General features: G+C 67.8%; 21 protein-coding genes. 7 read left to right on the top strand and 14 right to left on the bottom strand.

What is annotated here, in order from left to right:
* Nucleotides 1-9 precede the first annotated feature (9 nt).
* The 5 genes from B0E41_RS03365 (at nucleotide 10) to B0E41_RS03345 (ending at nucleotide 2,192) form a co-directional block, all read left to right on the top strand.
* Entirely contained in the window at nucleotides 10-546 is a 537-nt protein-coding gene (locus tag B0E41_RS03365; protein WP_143433636.1) for a hypothetical protein, read from the top strand.
* Nucleotides 543-935 carry a VOC family protein gene (locus B0E41_RS03360; protein WP_077328802.1) on the top strand — a complete coding sequence of 131 codons (393 nt, stop codon included), beginning with the start codon at nucleotides 543-545 and terminating at the stop codon, nucleotides 933-935. The genes B0E41_RS03365 and B0E41_RS03360 overlap by 4 nt, the downstream gene beginning before the upstream one ends.
* Before the next feature lie 96 nt (nucleotides 936-1,031).
* A complete protein-coding gene (locus B0E41_RS03355; protein WP_077328800.1) occupies nucleotides 1,032-1,355 on the top strand; it encodes a hypothetical protein in 324 nt (107 codons plus the stop codon).
* A 4-nt stretch (nucleotides 1,356-1,359) separates the two neighbouring features.
* Nucleotides 1,360-1,785 carry a DUF1801 domain-containing protein gene (locus B0E41_RS03350; protein ID WP_077328798.1) on the top strand — a complete coding sequence of 142 codons (426 nt, stop codon included), beginning with the start codon at nucleotides 1,360-1,362 and terminating at the stop codon, nucleotides 1,783-1,785.
* 44 nt (nucleotides 1,786-1,829) lie between these two features.
* A complete protein-coding gene (locus B0E41_RS03345; protein ID WP_216350722.1) occupies nucleotides 1,830-2,192 on the top strand; it encodes a DUF1801 domain-containing protein in 363 nt (120 codons plus the stop codon).
* A gap of 26 nt (nucleotides 2,193-2,218) precedes the next feature.
* Here the strand turns inward: B0E41_RS03345 and B0E41_RS03340 are convergent, their stop codons facing one another.
* The 11 genes from B0E41_RS03340 to senB all read right to left on the bottom strand — a co-directional run bounded on the left by B0E41_RS03340 (nucleotide 2,219) and on the right by senB (nucleotide 11,925).
* Nucleotides 2,219-3,208, bottom strand: a complete 990-nt coding sequence (locus B0E41_RS03340) for an MBL fold metallo-hydrolase (protein WP_077328794.1) — start codon at nucleotides 3,206-3,208, stop codon at nucleotides 2,219-2,221.
* Nucleotides 3,209-3,238: 30 nt separating this feature from the next.
* Nucleotides 3,239-3,703: a rhodanese-like domain-containing protein gene (locus B0E41_RS03335; protein WP_077328792.1), complete on the bottom strand. Its 465-nt coding sequence runs from the start codon at nucleotides 3,701-3,703 to the stop codon at nucleotides 3,239-3,241.
* A gap of 77 nt (nucleotides 3,704-3,780) precedes the next feature.
* Entirely contained in the window at nucleotides 3,781-4,479 is a 699-nt protein-coding gene (locus B0E41_RS03330) for a haloacid dehalogenase type II (protein ID WP_077328790.1), read from the bottom strand.
* Between the two features lie 13 nt (nucleotides 4,480-4,492).
* Nucleotides 4,493-4,960, bottom strand: coding sequence for an isoprenylcysteine carboxylmethyltransferase family protein (locus B0E41_RS03325; protein ID WP_077328788.1), 468 nt, complete (start codon nucleotides 4,958-4,960; stop codon nucleotides 4,493-4,495).
* Between the two features lie 83 nt (nucleotides 4,961-5,043).
* Nucleotides 5,044-5,673 carry a LysE family translocator gene (locus tag B0E41_RS03320; protein WP_077328786.1) on the bottom strand — a complete coding sequence of 210 codons (630 nt, stop codon included), beginning with the start codon at nucleotides 5,671-5,673 and terminating at the stop codon, nucleotides 5,044-5,046.
* Nucleotides 5,674-5,719: 46 nt separating this feature from the next.
* The gene (lepB, locus tag B0E41_RS03315) at nucleotides 5,720-6,388 is read right to left on the bottom strand and encodes a signal peptidase I (protein WP_077328784.1); all 669 of its coding nucleotides are present in this window, start codon (nucleotides 6,386-6,388) and stop codon (nucleotides 5,720-5,722) included.
* A gap of 27 nt (nucleotides 6,389-6,415) precedes the next feature.
* Nucleotides 6,416-7,489 (bottom strand): selenide, water dikinase SelD, encoded by a 1,074-nt coding sequence (gene selD, locus B0E41_RS03310; protein ID WP_077328782.1) that lies wholly within the window; start codon nucleotides 7,487-7,489, stop codon nucleotides 6,416-6,418.
* Nucleotides 7,490-7,532: 43 nt separating this feature from the next.
* The gene (locus B0E41_RS03305) at nucleotides 7,533-8,750 is read right to left on the bottom strand and encodes a ferritin-like domain-containing protein (RefSeq protein ID WP_077328780.1); all 1,218 of its coding nucleotides are present in this window, start codon (nucleotides 8,748-8,750) and stop codon (nucleotides 7,533-7,535) included.
* Nucleotides 8,734-9,597 (bottom strand): phosphate/phosphite/phosphonate ABC transporter substrate-binding protein, encoded by an 864-nt coding sequence (locus B0E41_RS03300; RefSeq protein WP_077328778.1) that lies wholly within the window; start codon nucleotides 9,595-9,597, stop codon nucleotides 8,734-8,736. Before B0E41_RS03300 ends, B0E41_RS03305 begins: the two co-directional genes overlap by 17 nt.
* Nucleotides 9,598-9,623: 26 nt before the next feature.
* Nucleotides 9,624-10,760, bottom strand: coding sequence for an acyl-CoA dehydrogenase family protein (locus B0E41_RS03295; RefSeq protein WP_077328776.1), 1,137 nt, complete (start codon nucleotides 10,758-10,760; stop codon nucleotides 9,624-9,626).
* Between the two features lie 184 nt (nucleotides 10,761-10,944).
* Nucleotides 10,945-11,925: a selenoneine biosynthesis selenosugar synthase SenB gene (senB, locus tag B0E41_RS03290; protein ID WP_077328774.1), complete on the bottom strand. Its 981-nt coding sequence runs from the start codon at nucleotides 11,923-11,925 to the stop codon at nucleotides 10,945-10,947.
* On the opposite strand from senB, the gene senA reads away from it, so the two are divergent.
* Nucleotides 11,924-13,156 carry a selenoneine synthase SenA gene (gene senA / locus B0E41_RS03285; protein ID WP_077328772.1) on the top strand — a complete coding sequence of 411 codons (1,233 nt, stop codon included), beginning with the start codon at nucleotides 11,924-11,926 and terminating at the stop codon, nucleotides 13,154-13,156. The two genes, senB and senA, sit on opposite strands and share 2 nt — an antisense overlap.
* Before the next feature lie 79 nt (nucleotides 13,157-13,235).
* Here the strand turns inward: senA and B0E41_RS27015 are convergent, their stop codons facing one another.
* The 3 genes from B0E41_RS27015 to egtD form a co-directional block, all read right to left on the bottom strand.
* Nucleotides 13,236-13,373, bottom strand: coding sequence for a hypothetical protein (locus tag B0E41_RS27015; protein WP_171984648.1), 138 nt, complete (start codon nucleotides 13,371-13,373; stop codon nucleotides 13,236-13,238).
* 37 nt (nucleotides 13,374-13,410) lie between these two features.
* Complete coding sequence (locus tag B0E41_RS03280) at nucleotides 13,411-13,695, bottom strand: hypothetical protein (protein ID WP_077328769.1); 285 nt, start codon at nucleotides 13,693-13,695, stop codon at nucleotides 13,411-13,413.
* A gap of 72 nt (nucleotides 13,696-13,767) precedes the next feature.
* Nucleotides 13,768-14,769, bottom strand: coding sequence for an L-histidine N(alpha)-methyltransferase (gene egtD / locus B0E41_RS03275; RefSeq protein ID WP_077328767.1), 1,002 nt, complete (start codon nucleotides 14,767-14,769; stop codon nucleotides 13,768-13,770).
* 161 nt (nucleotides 14,770-14,930) lie between these two features.
* Between egtD and B0E41_RS03270 the strand changes: the two genes are divergently transcribed.
* A complete protein-coding gene (locus B0E41_RS03270) occupies nucleotides 14,931-15,806 on the top strand; it encodes a putative selenate ABC transporter substrate-binding protein (protein WP_077328765.1) in 876 nt (291 codons plus the stop codon).
* Nucleotides 15,807-15,820 lie beyond the last annotated feature (14 nt).

The following is a 15,820-nucleotide window of genomic DNA, read 5'->3' as shown; positions in this document are numbered from 1 at the left end:
AGGGCCAAGATGAACGCCGCCGAACACAGCTCCAATCTTGGAAAGTTGGTTCACAACTTCCAGTCACTCGAGACATGGCTGCGGGTTGTTCTTTTGAAGCTTGAATCCGCCCAGCGTCCGACCTCGCGGCTTGACTTTGAGAGCATGACAATCGGAACGATGATCTCTGTCGACGCACTTACTGACTACTCAGATCTCGCCACGCTTTGCAGGCGCTTCAACCGTCATATGGAAGCAAAGGACGCACAGATCTTGAACGTTTCCCTTGTAGACATCCGTGATGCCATCGCACACGGCCGGATCCTTGGCACCCCCAACGGGTTCCCATTGCGGCTCGTGAAGTTCTCAAAACCGACATCAGGTCAGGTCAAGCTCGTGGTGAATGAAATCATGGACCACAACTGGTTTTCGCTGCAGCTCCTACGAACCCACCGCGCAATTGAGCTGGTACGAGCTGAAGCCGAACACATAGCGCTAGCCATGCCGGCACCACGCGCGACTCAAACGTTGAGTCCAACTTCCAAATCAATCAAAGACGTCCCATGAAACTCGGCTACACCATCACCTACGTCCCCGACGTCGCCGCCTCCCTGGCCTTCTTCGGGCAGGCCTTCGGGCTGCAATCCAAGTTCCTGCACGAGAGCGGCACCTACGGCGAGCTCGACACGGGCGAGACCACGCTGTCGTTCGCGGCCCACGAGCTGGGCGACATGAACTTCGCGGGCGGGCATGTGCACGCAGACACCTCCCCGCAGCCACTGGGTTTTGAGATCGCGCTGGTCACGGGCGATGTGCCGGCGGCGCACGCCAAGGCCTTGGCGGCCGGCGCGCACGAGATGGCGGCGCCATCTCAGAAGCCCTGGGGGCAGGTCGTGTCGTACCTGCGCTGCCCGGACGGCATCCTGGTGGAGCTGTGCACGCCGGTCGGCGGCTGATCTGTCAGGGCGCCCCCCGCTTGGGGGAAGGCGGCGCCCCTTCATGGCACTGTTTCTGCTTCACTTGTCACCATCTCAACCCGACAGGAGCGAACCATGCAGCAAGTCTCTGTGCCCTTGACGTGGCAGTTGGCACCCACCAACCTCTCACAGCCCATCCTGCCGAACTGGCAGTTCCACCTGTTCAATGTGAACCTGGGCAGCTCGTCCAACCCGTCCGTGGAGCAGGCCGCGCTCGACAAGGTGGGCAGTTATGGCCGGCAGATCGGGCACATTGCCGAGGCGCTGGAGCTGATCGTGAACAAGATGAAGCTGCTGGACAGCAAGGACCTCACGCCGAAAGAGCGGGACGTGTTGCAGGTGTTCCTGGGTGATGTCTCGGCGGTCCGGCAGATCAAGGCGGCGCAGCCCCAGGCCTAGTCCGATGGCCGAGACCAAGACCCGCCCCACCGGCGCCAGCGTCGAGGCGCACATCGGCGCGGTGGCCAGCGAGGCGCAGCGCCAGGACGCCGAAACGCTCATTGCGCTGATGCACAAGGTCACCGGCCAGGCGCCGGCCATGTGGGGGCCGAGCATCATCGGCTTCGGCACCTACCACTACCGCTACGCCAGCGGCCAACAGGGCGATGCGGCCCTCACCGGGTTTGCGTTCCGCAAGAACGAATTCGCCATCTACATCTCCGCATGCGTTGAGGGCCGGGAACGCCTGCTCAGCCAACTGGGCAAGCACAAGGCGACCAAGGGCTGCCTGTACGTCAAGCGGCTTGCAGACGTTGACCTGAAGGTGCTGGAGCAACTGGTGGCCGAGGCCGTGGCCGATCTTCAGCGCCGCTATCCAGCCGGCGGATGACACCCGATCACACCCCATTCGCATGGCTCCGCTTTACCGGCGCCGTGGAACACGACCCTGCCGTGGACGCCTGGCTCAACGGCGTGTCGGGCGAGCTGGGCGCCCTCGCGCAGGCAGGGTTCCAGCGCCTTCGGGAATGTGGCGCCGGCGTGCGGGAACTGATGCACGACGGCTTCGCCACGGTGTGCGTGCAAGACGCACCGTTCGCCTACGTCGGCGCCTTCAAGGCGCACGTCAACATCGGCTTCTTTCACGGCGTAGCGCTGCCCGATCCGACGGGTCTGCTGGAAGGCACGGGCAAGCGCATGCGGCATGTGAAGCTGCGGCCCGGCCGGCCCGTCGATGAGGCAGCACTTGACGCGCTGATCGCGGCGGCCTACCGCGACATCCTGGTCCGGCTGGAATAGCCGGCTCGCTCAGCCAAGGCGTGGCTTCATTTGCCGCGCAGGCCCTCCTGCTCCATGAGCAGGTAGGTGTTGTAGGCGTTCATGCGGTTGGCGAACGGGAACATGGGCATGTGTGCCCAGGCGCTCCAGTCGGTGCTGGCGTAGGCCTCTTCAAACGGCACCATCGCTTCCGACGCCTGGCCCATGGTGCGGCGCAGGTAGCCGAGGTAGTCGCGGATGACGCCGATGTCCTTGCGCGGGTCGGTGGACGCTGCGCCGTGACCGGGCACCACGGCCAGCGCTTCAAAGCTGAGCAGGCGGCTGAGCGCGCTGATCCACTGGTCGCTGTTGGCTTTGCCCACAAAGGGCAGGCGCCCGCTGAAGATGAGATCGCCCGCAAACAGCACACGCTCTCCCGGCACGTGGATCGCCAGGTCTTCCGGCGTGTGCGACGGCCCCACCTGTTCGACCACAAAGCGCGCGCCGGCCAGCTCCAATGTGGTGGAGCCGTCGAGCCAACGGTCGGCGGGCACCAGCCGGGTCTGGGCATTCACCCAGGGCGCCAGCTCGATGCGCGAGGCCTCCAGCCGCTGTTGGGCCGTCTCCGAATGGAGGTACTCGCGCGCGGCGCTGTGGGCGATGATCTGCGCGCCCTGGGCCTTGAAGGCCTGCAGGCCGTAGATGTGGTCGGCGTGGTAGTGGGTCACGAGCACGTGCGTGACCGGCTTGGGGGTGAGCTCGGCGATCTTGCTCAGCAGGCGCTGCGCCAGCGCGGGCGAGCCCAGCGCGTCGATCACCACCACACCCTGCGGCGCGATCACGAAACCGGCGTTGCTGATGAAGTTCTGGTTCTTCGGCGAGCCCAGCGCGGCCAGACCTTGCACGTAGTAGGTGTTGGGGCCGACCTTCTGGAGGGTCATCTCGGGCGCTGGCTGTGCTGCGCCCACCGCAGAAACCGTCAACAGCAGCAGCGCCGAAGCGCCTCCAGCAACGGTGCGGGACAGCTTCCGCACCCCGGAATGAAGCCAGGCCAGCATGGGGAACTCCTTGTGCACGTCGGTGTGGTGTCAGTGTTTGGCGGGTGCGGTGGCTTTGGCCGCAGCGTCGAAACCGCCCTTGGCTTTCCACTCTTCCATGCCGCCTTGCAGGATGCGCAGGTTGTCCCAGCCTGCCACGCGCATGGCGAATCCGGCCTGGGCCGAGAGCGAACCGGTGTTGCAGTAGATCAGCACGGGTTTGTCTTTGGGGATGGTGTTGCGCTTGGCCAGCACCTGGCGCCAGTCCATGTGGATCGCGCCGGGGATGTGGCCCTTGGCGAACTGGCCTGCGTCGCGCGCGTCGATGACGATCATTTTTTTCCACTCGTCGGCAGGGATCTGCTCGGCAAAGATCACGCCACCGCCGTAGTCCACGAATTCGAGATACGCCTCCATCTCGTCGACGGCGATGGCCTTGTTGTCGGCGTGGGCGGCGGGGGCCAGCAGCAGGGAGCAGGCGGTGAGGGCGGCGAGCGCGAGCGTGCGGAAATTCATGGGATGGTTTGAATATCAGTAAATGCTGATATTTTCACCTTTTCGCGGGCAACCGTGATCGGTTCAAACCCGCGGTCTCAGCAGCCGAGCTGGTTCGCCATGTGGAGCAGATCGCGCGCGTGCAGCGTGTTGGCCGGGTCGGGCGACACGTCTTTCGGCTGCCCGGCGCCGAACTCCAGCGGGCGTTCGATGTAGGCGGTCTGCAGGCCGTTGGCGCGGGCGGCGGCGAGGTCGTCGTGGTGCGCGGCGACCATCATCACCTCGGCCGGGGCGAGGTCGAACACCTCGGCCGCGCCGAGGTACACGCGCGGGTCGGGCTTGTAGGCGCGAAACACCTCGGCGCTGAGCACGCAGTCCCAGGGCAGGCCGGCGCGCTTGGCCATGTCGGTGAGCAAGCCCAGGTTGCCGTTGGAGAGGCTGCAGATCGTGAAGCGTGCCTTGAGGCGCGTGAGGCCGGCCACGCTGTCGGGCCAGGGGTCGAGCCGGTACCAGACGCGGTTGAGGTCGACGCGGTCGGCGTCGCTCAGACCATCGAGCCCGAAGCGCGGCAACAGACTGTCGAGGATGTCGCGGTGCAGGGCGTCGAGCTTGACCCAGTCACGCCCGCCAGACCGCACACCCTCCATCGCTGGCTGATAACCCGCACGCCAGGCCAGTGCGAAGGCGTCGGCATTCACCGCCGGAAAGCGTCGGCCCACTTCGCGCACGATGCTGCCGTGCCAGTCGACCACGGTGCCGAAGATGTCGAAGACGAGGATGCGGGGTGTGGGGTTCATGGCATCAGGGGTGTCAGAGCCAGCGGCGAACGCGCATGGCGTATTGGGTGTAGGCCTCGCCAAACAGCGCGGTCAACGCGCGTTCTTCGGGGCGAATCTGGAAGCGGGTGATGTAGATCACAAAGGCCACCGGCCCCAGCCAGGGCCACAGCGCGCCGAGCCACACCGCCCAGGCCGCGAGCAGGCAGGCCATGCCGACGTACATGGGGTTGCGTGTGATGCGGTAGACGCCGCTGGTGACCAGCGCCGAGGTGTTGCTGGGCTTGAGCGGATTCACCGTGGTGTGGCGGCGCACGAAGGCGATCAGGCCCGACAGGTCGAAGCAGCCGCCGACGCCTGCGATGGCCAGGGCCAGCCAAAGGCGCACCGTGTCGGGGACCGCCAGCGCCGGCCCCAGCGCCGCCAGGAACCACATGGCCACAGCCACCACCAGCCCCACCACCGGTGGCGGAATTCTGAGTTCCAGCCAGCGGGCGCTCATGTCAGTGGCGCCCGGCCGCCCGAAGCCGCTGACGCGCCCCCTCAAGGGGCAGCGAACGAAGCGAGCGTGGGGCTTGTTTCATCCTAGGCCGGCTGCCGCTTGGCTGAGGCCAGCAGGCCGGCCGCGAGCAGGAACACCACGCCGGTCAGCCGGTTGAACTGGCGCGCGCGGTGCGGCCGTTGCAGCCAGCGCTGGGCGCGCGACGCGCTCAGCGCGTACACGGTGAGCCAGCCCAGTTCGAAGAACACGAAGGTCGCGCCCAGTACCAGAAACTGCATGCCCTGCGGCGCGGTCGGGTCGAGAAACTGCGGGAACAGCGCGCCGAAAAACAGCAGCGCCTTGGGGTTGCTCAGGCCCACCAGAAAACCCTGCGCAAACAGCCGGGACGTGCGCGCCGCAGCGGCGCCGCCCGAGACGCGGATGTCCGACGCCGGGGCGAGCAGCGCGCGCACGCCGAGGTAGGCCAGGTAAGCGGCGCCGGCCCATTTCAGCGCGCTGAACAACAGCTCGGACGCCGCGAGCAGCGCACCCAGACCGAGCGCCGACAAGGCCATGAGCCCGACCACCGCCGAGGTGCTGCCGAGCGAGGTGACCATGGCCTTGCGCGGCCCGAGGTTCACCGAGGTGGACACGCACATGAGCACTGCCGGGCCGGGCGTGACGGTGAGCACAAAGACGGCGGCCACGTACAGCAGCCAGGTGGAGAGGGTCATGAAAAACTCCGGGGTTCCAATGAAAAAAGGCCTGTCAGCGAGAACGTCATTGCAAGCGGGAAACGAAACGTTCCCAGCGCGGCATCCAGTTCGCCGTGATGTCGGCCGACACCAGGATGCGCTCGGCGCGGGCGATCAGCAGCGCGCGGGGCACCGGGCCAAAAAAGCGGGAGTCGCCGCTGTTGTCCCGGTTGTCGCCCAGCATGAAGTAGTGGTCCGCCGGCACCCCCACCGGGCCAAAGCTGCGGTGGTTGTCCATGCCGTTGAGGTACTGCACGGTGCGTTCGCTGTCGGCAGTGCGCTCGGTCGCGCGCGTCGCCGGCACGTTCATGCCAGGCGCCAGGAAGTCCAGCACCTCGCGCACGTCGGCATAGTCCGCATCCAAGCCGTTGATGGACAGCACACCGTCGCGCAGCGCCACCACATCACCCGGCAAGGCCACCAGCCGCTTGATCAGGCGGGTGCCGTCTTGCGGCGAATCGAAGGTCACGATGTCGCCGCGCCGGGGCTCACCCAGCCGCGCCACGGCCACGCCGGTCAGCGGGACCTTGAGGTCGTAGGCCAGACGGTTCACCAGCACCACGTCGCCTTCGAGGATGGTCGGCCTCATCGAGCCCGAGGGCACGGGGTTCCAGTCGGCGATGGCGGTTCGGAAAACACCGAAACACAGCATCAGCACCAGAAAACCGCGGTTGTCTTTCAGCCAGTTTTTCATGGGGTACCTCATCGGTTCACAACACGCTCACGCCACCCGAAGCCGCACGCCATCGGCCTCGGCTTTCACGATCTCACCCACCTCGGCCGCTTCTGAAAAGCCGTGGCGCGCAAAGACCGCCAGTACCTCGGCCACCGCCTCGGGTGCGCAGGCCACGAGCAGGCCGCCGCTGGTTTGCGGGTCGGACAGCAGAGCCTGGTCCACCGGCTCCAGGTTGGCGCCCAGGCGCACCTCGTGGCCATACGCCGCCCAGTTGCGGCCGCTGGCGCCGGTGACCATGCCTTGGGCGGCGAGCTCGCGCACGCCGGTGATCAGCGGCACACGCGCCATGTTGATCTGCACCGTGGTGTTGGAGCCGCGCGCCATCTCCAGAACGTGGCCGGCGAGACCGAAGCCGGTGATGTCGGTCAGCGCGTGCACGCCGTCGAGCTTGGCCAGATCGGGGCCGGGTGTGTTGAGCTTGGTGGTGTTGGCGATCATCTGCGCGTAGCCCTCGGCGGGCAGCGCGTCTTTCTTCAGCGCGGCCGAGAGCACGCCCACACCAATGGGTTTGCCGAGGATCAGGCGGTCGCCCACCTGCGCGTCGGCGTTGCGCTTGACGCGCTTGGGATGGATCAGCCCCATGGCGACCAGGCCATAGATGGGTTCGACCGAGTCGATGGTGTGGCCGCCCGCGATGGGGATGCCGGCGGCGCGGCACACGTCCTGCCCGCCTTGCAGGATCTTGCCGATGGTCTCGGTGCTGAGCACAGCAATCGGCATGCCGACCAGGGCCAGCGCCATGATGGGCGTGCCGCCCATGGCGTAGACGTCGCTGATGGCGTTGGTGGCGGCGATGCGGCCGAACTCGTAGGGGTCGTCCACGATGGGCATGAAGAAGTCGGTGGTCGCGATCAGCGCCTGCTCATCGTTGAGCTGGTAGACCGCCGCGTCGTCGGCCGTCTCGATGCCGACCAGCAGCTCTTTGGGCATGGGCATGGCCGACGTGCCTTTGAGGATTTCGCTCAGCACGCCGGGCGCGATCTTGCAGCCGCAGCCGCCGCCGTGCGAGAGGCTGGTGAGGCGGGGTTGGGTCTGCGCGGGGGTGGTGGAGGTGTTCATAGGATCGAGTGCGGTAAATGAAAGAGCGAAGGAGCGCGTCGGCTCACATGAAGTTGCGGGTGTGGCGCTCGGCCAGGGCCTGCGCCGCTTCGGGCGCGAAGCCCAGCTTGGCCAGGCGCGCGCGCCGGCCGTCGGCCATTTCCTGCTTCAGGCGCTGCACCCGTTCGTAGCCTGTGGCCACGGCCTCGGGCGTGAAGGCGCCGGCGGCCAGCAGGATCAGCGCGTCGAACACCTCTTCGTTCAGGCCGTCGGTGCTGGCGAGTTCGTCGTAGCGCCGCTCGACCGCCGCGTTCAGGCGGTGTTTAAGGTCCGGGTCCTGCGCCATCTGCCAGGCGAGGTGCGACATGCCGAAAGCCACGTGGCGCGCCTCGTCACGGCTGGCCAGGCGGCAGATCTGGCGCGTGACCGGATCGGGCGCGTAGGTGTTGAGGAAGTTCAGCAGGTTCACAAAGGTGCCTTCGCCCAGCACCGACAACAGGAACGACGCCACCGAAAACTCGGGCTCGTCGAACAGGGTCTTGAGCGAGGCCTGCGCGCCGGCGGTGGACAGCGCCGGGCCACGGCCCTTGAGCGTGATGCGCCGCGTGAAGACCTCGACGTGCCGCGCCTCGTCGGCAATCGTGATCGCCAGGCACTGCAACACCTCGCGGAAGTGCGGGTGCATCTGGCCGAGAAAACGCGCCGGCACCAGCAGGGCGGCGTTTTCGTTTTCCACCAGATAGGTCATCACCTGGACGACGGCGTCTTCCACCTCGTCGGGCAGTTCGAAGGGCGTTGCCCAGTCGATGGCCTTGTTGGGGTCCCACTGGGCGGCGACGGCGGCGGCGTAGAGGCGCGCCGCGTCGTCGGCCCAGAGCGCGGCTTTGTCGGACAGCGGAAAATGGAACTCGGGCGCGCCGGCCTCCACCAGCGCGCCGCGCGCGGCCACACCCCAGCGGGCGTTGGGCTGGGCCACAACCGCGCCGGGCGCGCCGGGGTCGGACGCGCCGGCCCGCTGCGCGCCGCGCCAGCGCTGCGCTTCGCCCGGGCCGGGCGCGATGCGGTGTTCGCCGTCCTGGCTGGTCACGGTCAGGCCGCGCTTGCGGCACCAGCCGCTCAGGTGCACACCCAGCTCGGGGTGGCTGCCGCGCACGCGCAGCGCCAGCGCCGGGTCGCGCTGGCGCAGGGCGTGGGCCACCAGCACGTGGGCGCCGGTGTCCATGCCCAGCGCGCCCAGGTCGAGCACCGGGCCGCTGGTGGCGGTGTCAGTAGCGGTAGTCATGGGCGGTGATGTTGCCCTGCGCATCGTAAAAGCGGGATGCGTCCACGGCGCGGTCGAGCCAGGCATAGCCGCTGGTGCGGCCGTCTTTCCATTCGCGCAGGCCTTCGAGCTCCAGCAGCGGGCGCACCTGCGGGTCGTCGAACGACATGGCGCGCACCAGGGTCTCGAAACGCGCCATCAGGTCGGCGGGCGCGCCCGGGCTGGTGGTGAAGTTGCAGTGGTCGAAGGCCGGCGTGCGCGCCAGCACCGTGCTGCGGCCGGCGGGCAAGGTGCCTTCCTGCGTGAACTGCAGGTGGTTGCCGTCGATCATCACCGCCGCATCCACCTCGCCCGCGACCAGGGCACGCGCCGCGTCGCGCTCGCCGCCGACGTGGTCACCGTGTTTGCCGCCCAGCACGTCGTGGCGCACCACGGTGAGCGCGGTGTCGGGGTCGATGCCCTGCTCACGCAGCCACTGCAGCGGGATCAGCGTGGCCTGCGGCGAGTCGATGGCACCGACGCCGATGCGTTTGCCGCGCAGGTCGGCCAGCGTGTTGATGCCGGCACCGGTGCGCACCACGATGACCGAGGTCAGGTCGCAGTCGGTGTCGCGCATGGCGATGGCGCGCACCTGGTCCGACAGGCCGCGCGCTTTGGCCATGCGCTCGGCGCGCAGCCAGGCCAGCGGCGAGTTCCAGGCGACGTGCACCTCACCGCTGAACTGCGCCTCGACCTGGCGCTCGTAGTTGGAGTAGAGGATGAAGTCGAAGGGCAGGCCGTTGCGGACGAAAAATTCCTTGAAGCCTTCCCAGATGGTGACGACCTTGGGCGCGTAGGCGACGGCGCCCAGCACGAGTGTTTGCGACATGCGGTGTCCTTTTCAGTGGTGGGTGTTCAGAACAGGTCCATGCCCAGTGTGGCCTTGCCGATGAAATCGTAGAGCACATCGGACGTGGGCGCCATCACGGAGGCCGCGCGCGCATCACGGAACAGTCGCTCGACGCCCACCTCCTTGCGGAAGGCAGCACCGCCGCAGACCCGCATGGCGAGGTCGGTGACCTGCAGGGCGGACTCGGCCGCGTGGGCCTTGACCTGCAGCACGCGCAGCATGGTGTCGGCCCGCGCGCCGGCGATGGCGGCGATGGTGTCGTCCAGCAGCACGGCGGCGCTGTCGGCCTGGATCTTGGCGCGGGCGATGTAGGCGCGGGCCGTGGGCAGCTCGGCGATGCTGGTGCCCAGGTGGGCAAAGCGGGTGGCGTTGACGTGGGCCGCAGCGCGGGTGATCGCGCCGTCCATCATGCCCACCGAGCCCGAGGCGTTGAGCACCGAGAACCAGGGCAGCACCGTGCCCATCATCACGTCAAACCCGCCACCATCGGCCCCCAACATCGCGGTCAGCGGCAGGCGCACGCCCTCGGCGCGCACCGGCGACGAGGCGTTGCCGCGCAGGCCCAGGCCGTCAAACGGCGCCACGGTGGAGAGGCCGGCTGTCTCGCGCGGCATCAGCCAGATGCTGCTGGCACCGGTGGCGGCCAGCGGTTGGCTGGACCACACGTAGGAATCGGCGTGGCCGGCGGCGGTGACCCAGCTCTTGCTCGCATCGAGCACGGCGTCAGCGCCGTCGGCGCGGGCGGTGCTGGTGGGGGCCCAGAAGTGGCTGCGCGAACCGGCCTCGGAAAACGCCAGCGTGCTCAGGTGCTGGCCGGCGGCGATGGCCTTGCGGGTGGCTTCGTCACCGAACTTCTCGATCACGGCCACGGCGCTGTAGTGCATGGCCAGGATCATGGCGGTAGACGGGCAGGACTGCGCGATGCGGCGCACCGCGCGGCTGGCGTGGCCCATGTCACCGCCGGCACCGCCCACGGTGGCGTCGCTGATCAGGCCCAGCAGGCCGGCGCTGCGCAGGGCGGCCAGGCTGCTGGCGGGAAATTGGCCCAGCTTGTCGGTCTCGATGGCGGCGGCGTCGATGACGGTGGTGACCACACCGTCAAGGGTGTTCAGCAGGGTTTGGGCGGGGGTGGGTTGGGTCATGGCGCAGATCCAGGTAAAGGATGGATGGATGGGTGGGGATGTGTCTTGAGCGCACCTGCGGTGAAGAGGCAGGGGTGTGGCACACGCGGATGGGCGATGGGGCCGGAAGTGGCGCTGCACTCGAAGAACCGTGAGAGGGTAATGCATCCGGGTCGCGCCGGACAAGCACATGCCCGGGATCTTGTCAGGTCAGCTCGGCCAGCAGGGACAACAAGGCAGCGCGCTCGGCGTCCGGTTCAAAGCGTGCCGAGCGCGCCAGACATAACGTTTGCATGTCGGTGAGCCACCCACCGCCGCGAGCCTGGTCTTCGCGCGCAGTGCGCAGCAGGGCGGTGAGAGCAGCGGCGTCGCCCAGGGGAAAGTAACCCGCGTAGTCGACGCCCAGCATGCCCACATTGCCGTCGATGCGCGAGGCCAGCACCGGCGTGCCGCAGAGCGCGGCCTCCATGATCACGTGGGCGCCGCCTTCCATGCGGCTGGCGTGCACCAGCACATGGGCGCGCTGGATGCGCGCGCGTGTGGCGGCGTGGGGCTGGTTGCCGAGCCAGCGGTAGTGCGGGCAATCGGCCGCGGTCTGGCGCGCGGAATCGCCCAGCGCAGGGTCCAGCGCCCCGCCGATGTGGTCAATGAAGATGCCCTCATCGGGGCCGATCAGCCGTGCCGCTTCAAACAGGGTCTGCGGCGACTTTTCGTCGCGCAGATGGCCCACCGTGAGCGCGCGCAGGTGGGCGCGGGTCTTGGGCAGGGTGGCGCGCCGTGTGCTGGACTGAAACACCACCCGGCATTTGCCTCGCAGAGATTCGGGCAAGGCCATGGGACCAAGCTCCTGCAGCACGATGAGCCGGTGCGCCAGCGCCAGCGAGCGCTGCGCGATTGGGTCGCTCTGGATGTCGCGGTAGAGGTCGGTGCCGGTGAGGGCGAGCACCAGCGGTTGGTGCGGGTGCGCCTGCGCCCAGGCGGCCACGCTGGCGGCCGAGCGCCGCGCGTGCAGCGCGATCAGGATGTCCGTGCCGTCGTCGGTGACATTCGAGTCGGGCCATTGCTTCGCCAGGCGAACCGCATAATGCGCGCGAAGCATCTGGGCCCAGCGGTGCGCGGTCTGCCAGTTGCCGTTGTTGGCGTCGGCGAAGGCCGGGGTGACGATGCACACAGAGGGTTTTTTCATGGGTCTGAGCCTGACGTCAGCGATTGTGTCCGATGCCGAATCCGCGCGCTGCGGCGGCAAGGTGTGGCTGGCCGACGCACTGCGTGATACACGCGCGCGCAGCCTGGCGCTGCTGGCCGCCCACGAGGCCGCGCTCGGCCCCGACCTGCGCGTGCCCTGCACGCCCGAGCTGAACCCGCCGCTGTGGGAACTGGGCCACATCGGCTGGTTTGCCGACTGGTGGTTGGCGCGAAACCCGCAGCGCCATCGGGGCGTGAACGCCGACCCGCTGGCCCCGCGCAGCGCGGCACGACAGGCCGCACACGGGGTGGACGCCGACGCGCTCTACAACTCCAGCGAGGTGCCGCACGACGCGCGCTGGCGGCTGAACCTGCCCGATGCCGACGCCGTGCGCGCCGACCTCGTGGCCAGCCTGAGCGACACGCTGGCCTTGCTCGCCGACGCGCCCGAAGACGACAACGGCCTGTACTTCTTTCGCCTCGCGCTGTTCCACGAAGACATGCACGCCGAGGCCGCGGTGTACATGGCGCAGACGCTGGGCTTTGATCCGATGGTCGCTTGCCCGGCTTCCTCGACGCGCGCACGCCAACCCCCGCTGCAGATCGCCTCCACCGACTGGCCGCTGGGCCGCAGCGGCTCCGGCTTTGCGTTTGACAACGAACTCGGTACACACGGTGTGGCCGTCAACGCCTTCGAGATCGACGCGCAGCCCGTCACCTGGGCGCAGTTTCTGCCGTTCATCGACAGCGGCTCTTACGCGCAACGCCGCTTCTGGGGCGCACCGGGCTGGATCTGGCGCCTCTCGCAGGAGCGGCTTGCGCCGCGCTACCTGCGGCAGGGCGCGCAGGGCTGGGAGCAGCAGGTTTTTGGCCGCTGGCAAGCGCTGGACCCGGCCGCCCCGGCCAGCCACCTCAGCGCGTTCGAGGCGCAGGCCTGGTGCGCCTGGGCCGGGCGGCGCCTGCCGACCGAGGCCGAGTGGGAAGTGGCGGCGCAAGTCCCCGGGTTCGAATGGGGCCGCGTGTGGGAGTGGACCGCCAGCCCCTTCGCGCCCTTCCCCGGCTTTGCGCCGCACCCCTATGTGGACTATTCGCAGCCGTGGTTCGACGGCCGCCCAGTGCTCAAGGGCGCGAGCTTCGCCACCGCGCCGCGCATGCGCCACCCGCAGTACCGCAACTACTTCACCCCCGAGCGCAACGACATCGTGGCCGGGTTCCGCAGCGTGCAGGCCTGACGCAATGATCGAATCTCTCAAATGACAAGGCCCGGCCTGTGTTGCCACAGGCCGGGCCCCGATCAGTCAGCCGCCGTGTTTACAGGCAGCAGGGCATGCCACCCAGGCAGCACAGGGCGCCGGCCACGCAGCAGGCGGCCGTGGTGGCGGCCATGGCTTTGGCGGACAAGGTGAGCAATGCGATGGCGGACACCGCCTTGGCAAATGGGTTTTTCATGATCGTTTCCAGGTAAGTTGAACAACAGACAAAGGCATCAGCGCAGCACCATGGGCGGGCGCCAGATGTCGTCAATGCCTTCGCTCAGCTGAAAAGCCACCCAGACCACAGGGGCGCTGTGTCTGCCTGTCTCGCCCACAGGCTGCTGTGTGGCGCTCACGTGGAGCGCGGCGGGCGGGCACACCGCGCAGCCACGGCCCAGGCCCTGCACCAGGCAACAGGGCGTGTCGGGTTCGCAGCAGCCCATGGCCGCCGCCACGGCAGGCGCCACCGCCGACCACCAGAGCGACAGCACGAGCAGGAGTTTGATCAGCGTGCGCATGCCGCGAACTGTAGTGCAGGCAGTGGAAGCGACCGAGCCCATGCACATGGCGCAAACATGGTTTTCAACATCTCACACCGGCGCCCAGAACACACTGAACCACCCTTGCGGGTCGGTCCAGTGTTGGGCTGGGCCAAAACCCGCTTCGCGCAGCAGCCCATCGAAATCGGCCGGCGCCCACTTGTAGGAGTTCTCGGTGTGCAGCCGCTCGCCGTCGACAAAGGCGCGCTCGCCGCCGGGCCAGCGCACGGTCTGCGCGCCGTTGGCTTGCAGGTGCATCTCGATGCGCGATTCGGTCTCATTGAAGAACGCCACGTGCTGCCAGCGCGCGGGCGCGAAGTCGGCACCGAGCAAGGCGTTGGTGTGCAACAGCAGGTTGCGGTTGAAAGCGGCGGTGACGCCCAGCGGGTCGTCGTAGGCGGGCTCCAGAACAGCCTTGTCCTTCACGCGGTCCACGCCGATCAGGAGGCCGCCGCCGGGCCCGCCCTCGGCGCACACGGCGCGCGCCTGGCGCAGCAGGGCCAGGGCGTCGATGGGGTTGAAGTTGCCGATGCTGGAGCCGGGGTAGAACACGCAGCGCGGCGCGCCGCCGAGCTCGTGGCGCGCCAGCCACTCGGTGGCAGCAGGCGGCAAGGCCAGCTCGCTGGAGAAGTCCATGCCCAGGCCCAACATGGGCCGTTCGGGGTGCCGCTGCTGCAGTTGGCCCATGGCCCCGCGCAGGTAGTCCACCGAAATGTCCACCGCCACATAGGCGGTCGGCCGCAGCACCGCAAACAGGCTGGCGGCCTTGGCGCAATTGCCCGCGCCCAGGTCGATCAGCACCACGCCCGCCGGCACGCGCTGCGCCATGTCCGCGCCGTGTTGCGCAAAGAGGGCGGCCTCGGTGCGGGTGGGGTAGTACTCGGCCAGTTCGGTGATGGCGTCAAACAGGCGCGAACCCAGCGCGTCGTAGAAGAACTTGGGCGAAGCGTGAGGCGGATGCGCCAACAAACCCGCCGCCAGCTCGGCCCGCACGGCCGCGTGGTCGGTCTGGTGCAATTGCACGAAATGAGGTGCGGGGGGTGGCTTGTGCATGGCAGGGACAGCGCGAAAGGTGCACCGCTTTATAAACCGACGGCGCTGCGCCGTCGCTCAAAGACCTTTCTGACCAGGGCCTGCATCAAGCCCCCCACGCAGCTGGGGCGCGCAGCGGCGCGGTTTAATACGCGCTCCCCATCCCTCTTGATCGGATACCCATGACCACCCGCTTTTTCTCCAGCACCAAACGCGCACTCTTGACCTGCGCCGTGCTCGCCGCCGGCACCGCCTTCACAGGCCTGGCCCAGGCCCAGGCCGTCTTTCGCGTCACCGCGATCCCCGACGAATCACCCACCGAGCTGGCGCGCAAGGCCGCACCGCTGGTGAAGTACCTCGAATCCAAGCTCGGCATGAAGGTCGAGTTCACCCCCGTGACCGACTACGCTGCTTCGGTAGAAGCCCTGGTCAACAAGAAGGTGGACATGGCCTGGTTCGGTGGCTTCACGTTTGTGCAGGCCAACGTGCGCTCGGGCGGCAAGGTGATCCCGCTGGTGCAGCGCGAGGAAGACGAGAAATTCAAGTCCGTCTTCATCACCAGCGACCCAGCCATCAACAGCCTGGCCGACCTCAAGGGCAAAGACGTGTCCTTCGGTTCACAGAGCTCCACCAGTGGCCACCTGATGCCGCGCAGCTTCCTGCTGCAGCAGGGCATCAACCCCGAGAAAGACTTCAAGCGCGTGGCCTTCAGCGGCGCGCACGACGCGACCATCGCGGCCGTCGCCTCGGGCAAGGTACAGGGCGGCGCGCTCAACATCTCGGTGTGGGAAAAGTTCGTGGCCGACAAGAAGGTCGACCCCACCCAGGTGCGCGTGATCTACACCACCCCGCCCTACTTTGACTACAACTGGTCGGTACACGCCGACATGCCCGCCGCCACGCGCCAGAAGCTGGTCGATGCGCTGACCTCGCTCACCAAGGCCACGCCCGAAGGCAAAGAAATTCTGGAGTTGCAGCGCGCCACGAAGTTCGTGCCGACCAAGGCCGAAAACTACAAGGGCATCGAAGCCGCCGCACGCAGCGCCGAGCTGCTGTGACCACGGGCCTGGCC

The sequence above is a fragment of the Hydrogenophaga sp. A37 genome (genome assembly GCF_002001205.1).
Taxonomy (GTDB): domain Bacteria; phylum Pseudomonadota; class Gammaproteobacteria; order Burkholderiales; family Burkholderiaceae_C; genus Hydrogenophaga.
This window is presented reverse-complemented; position numbering and strand designations above follow the sequence as displayed.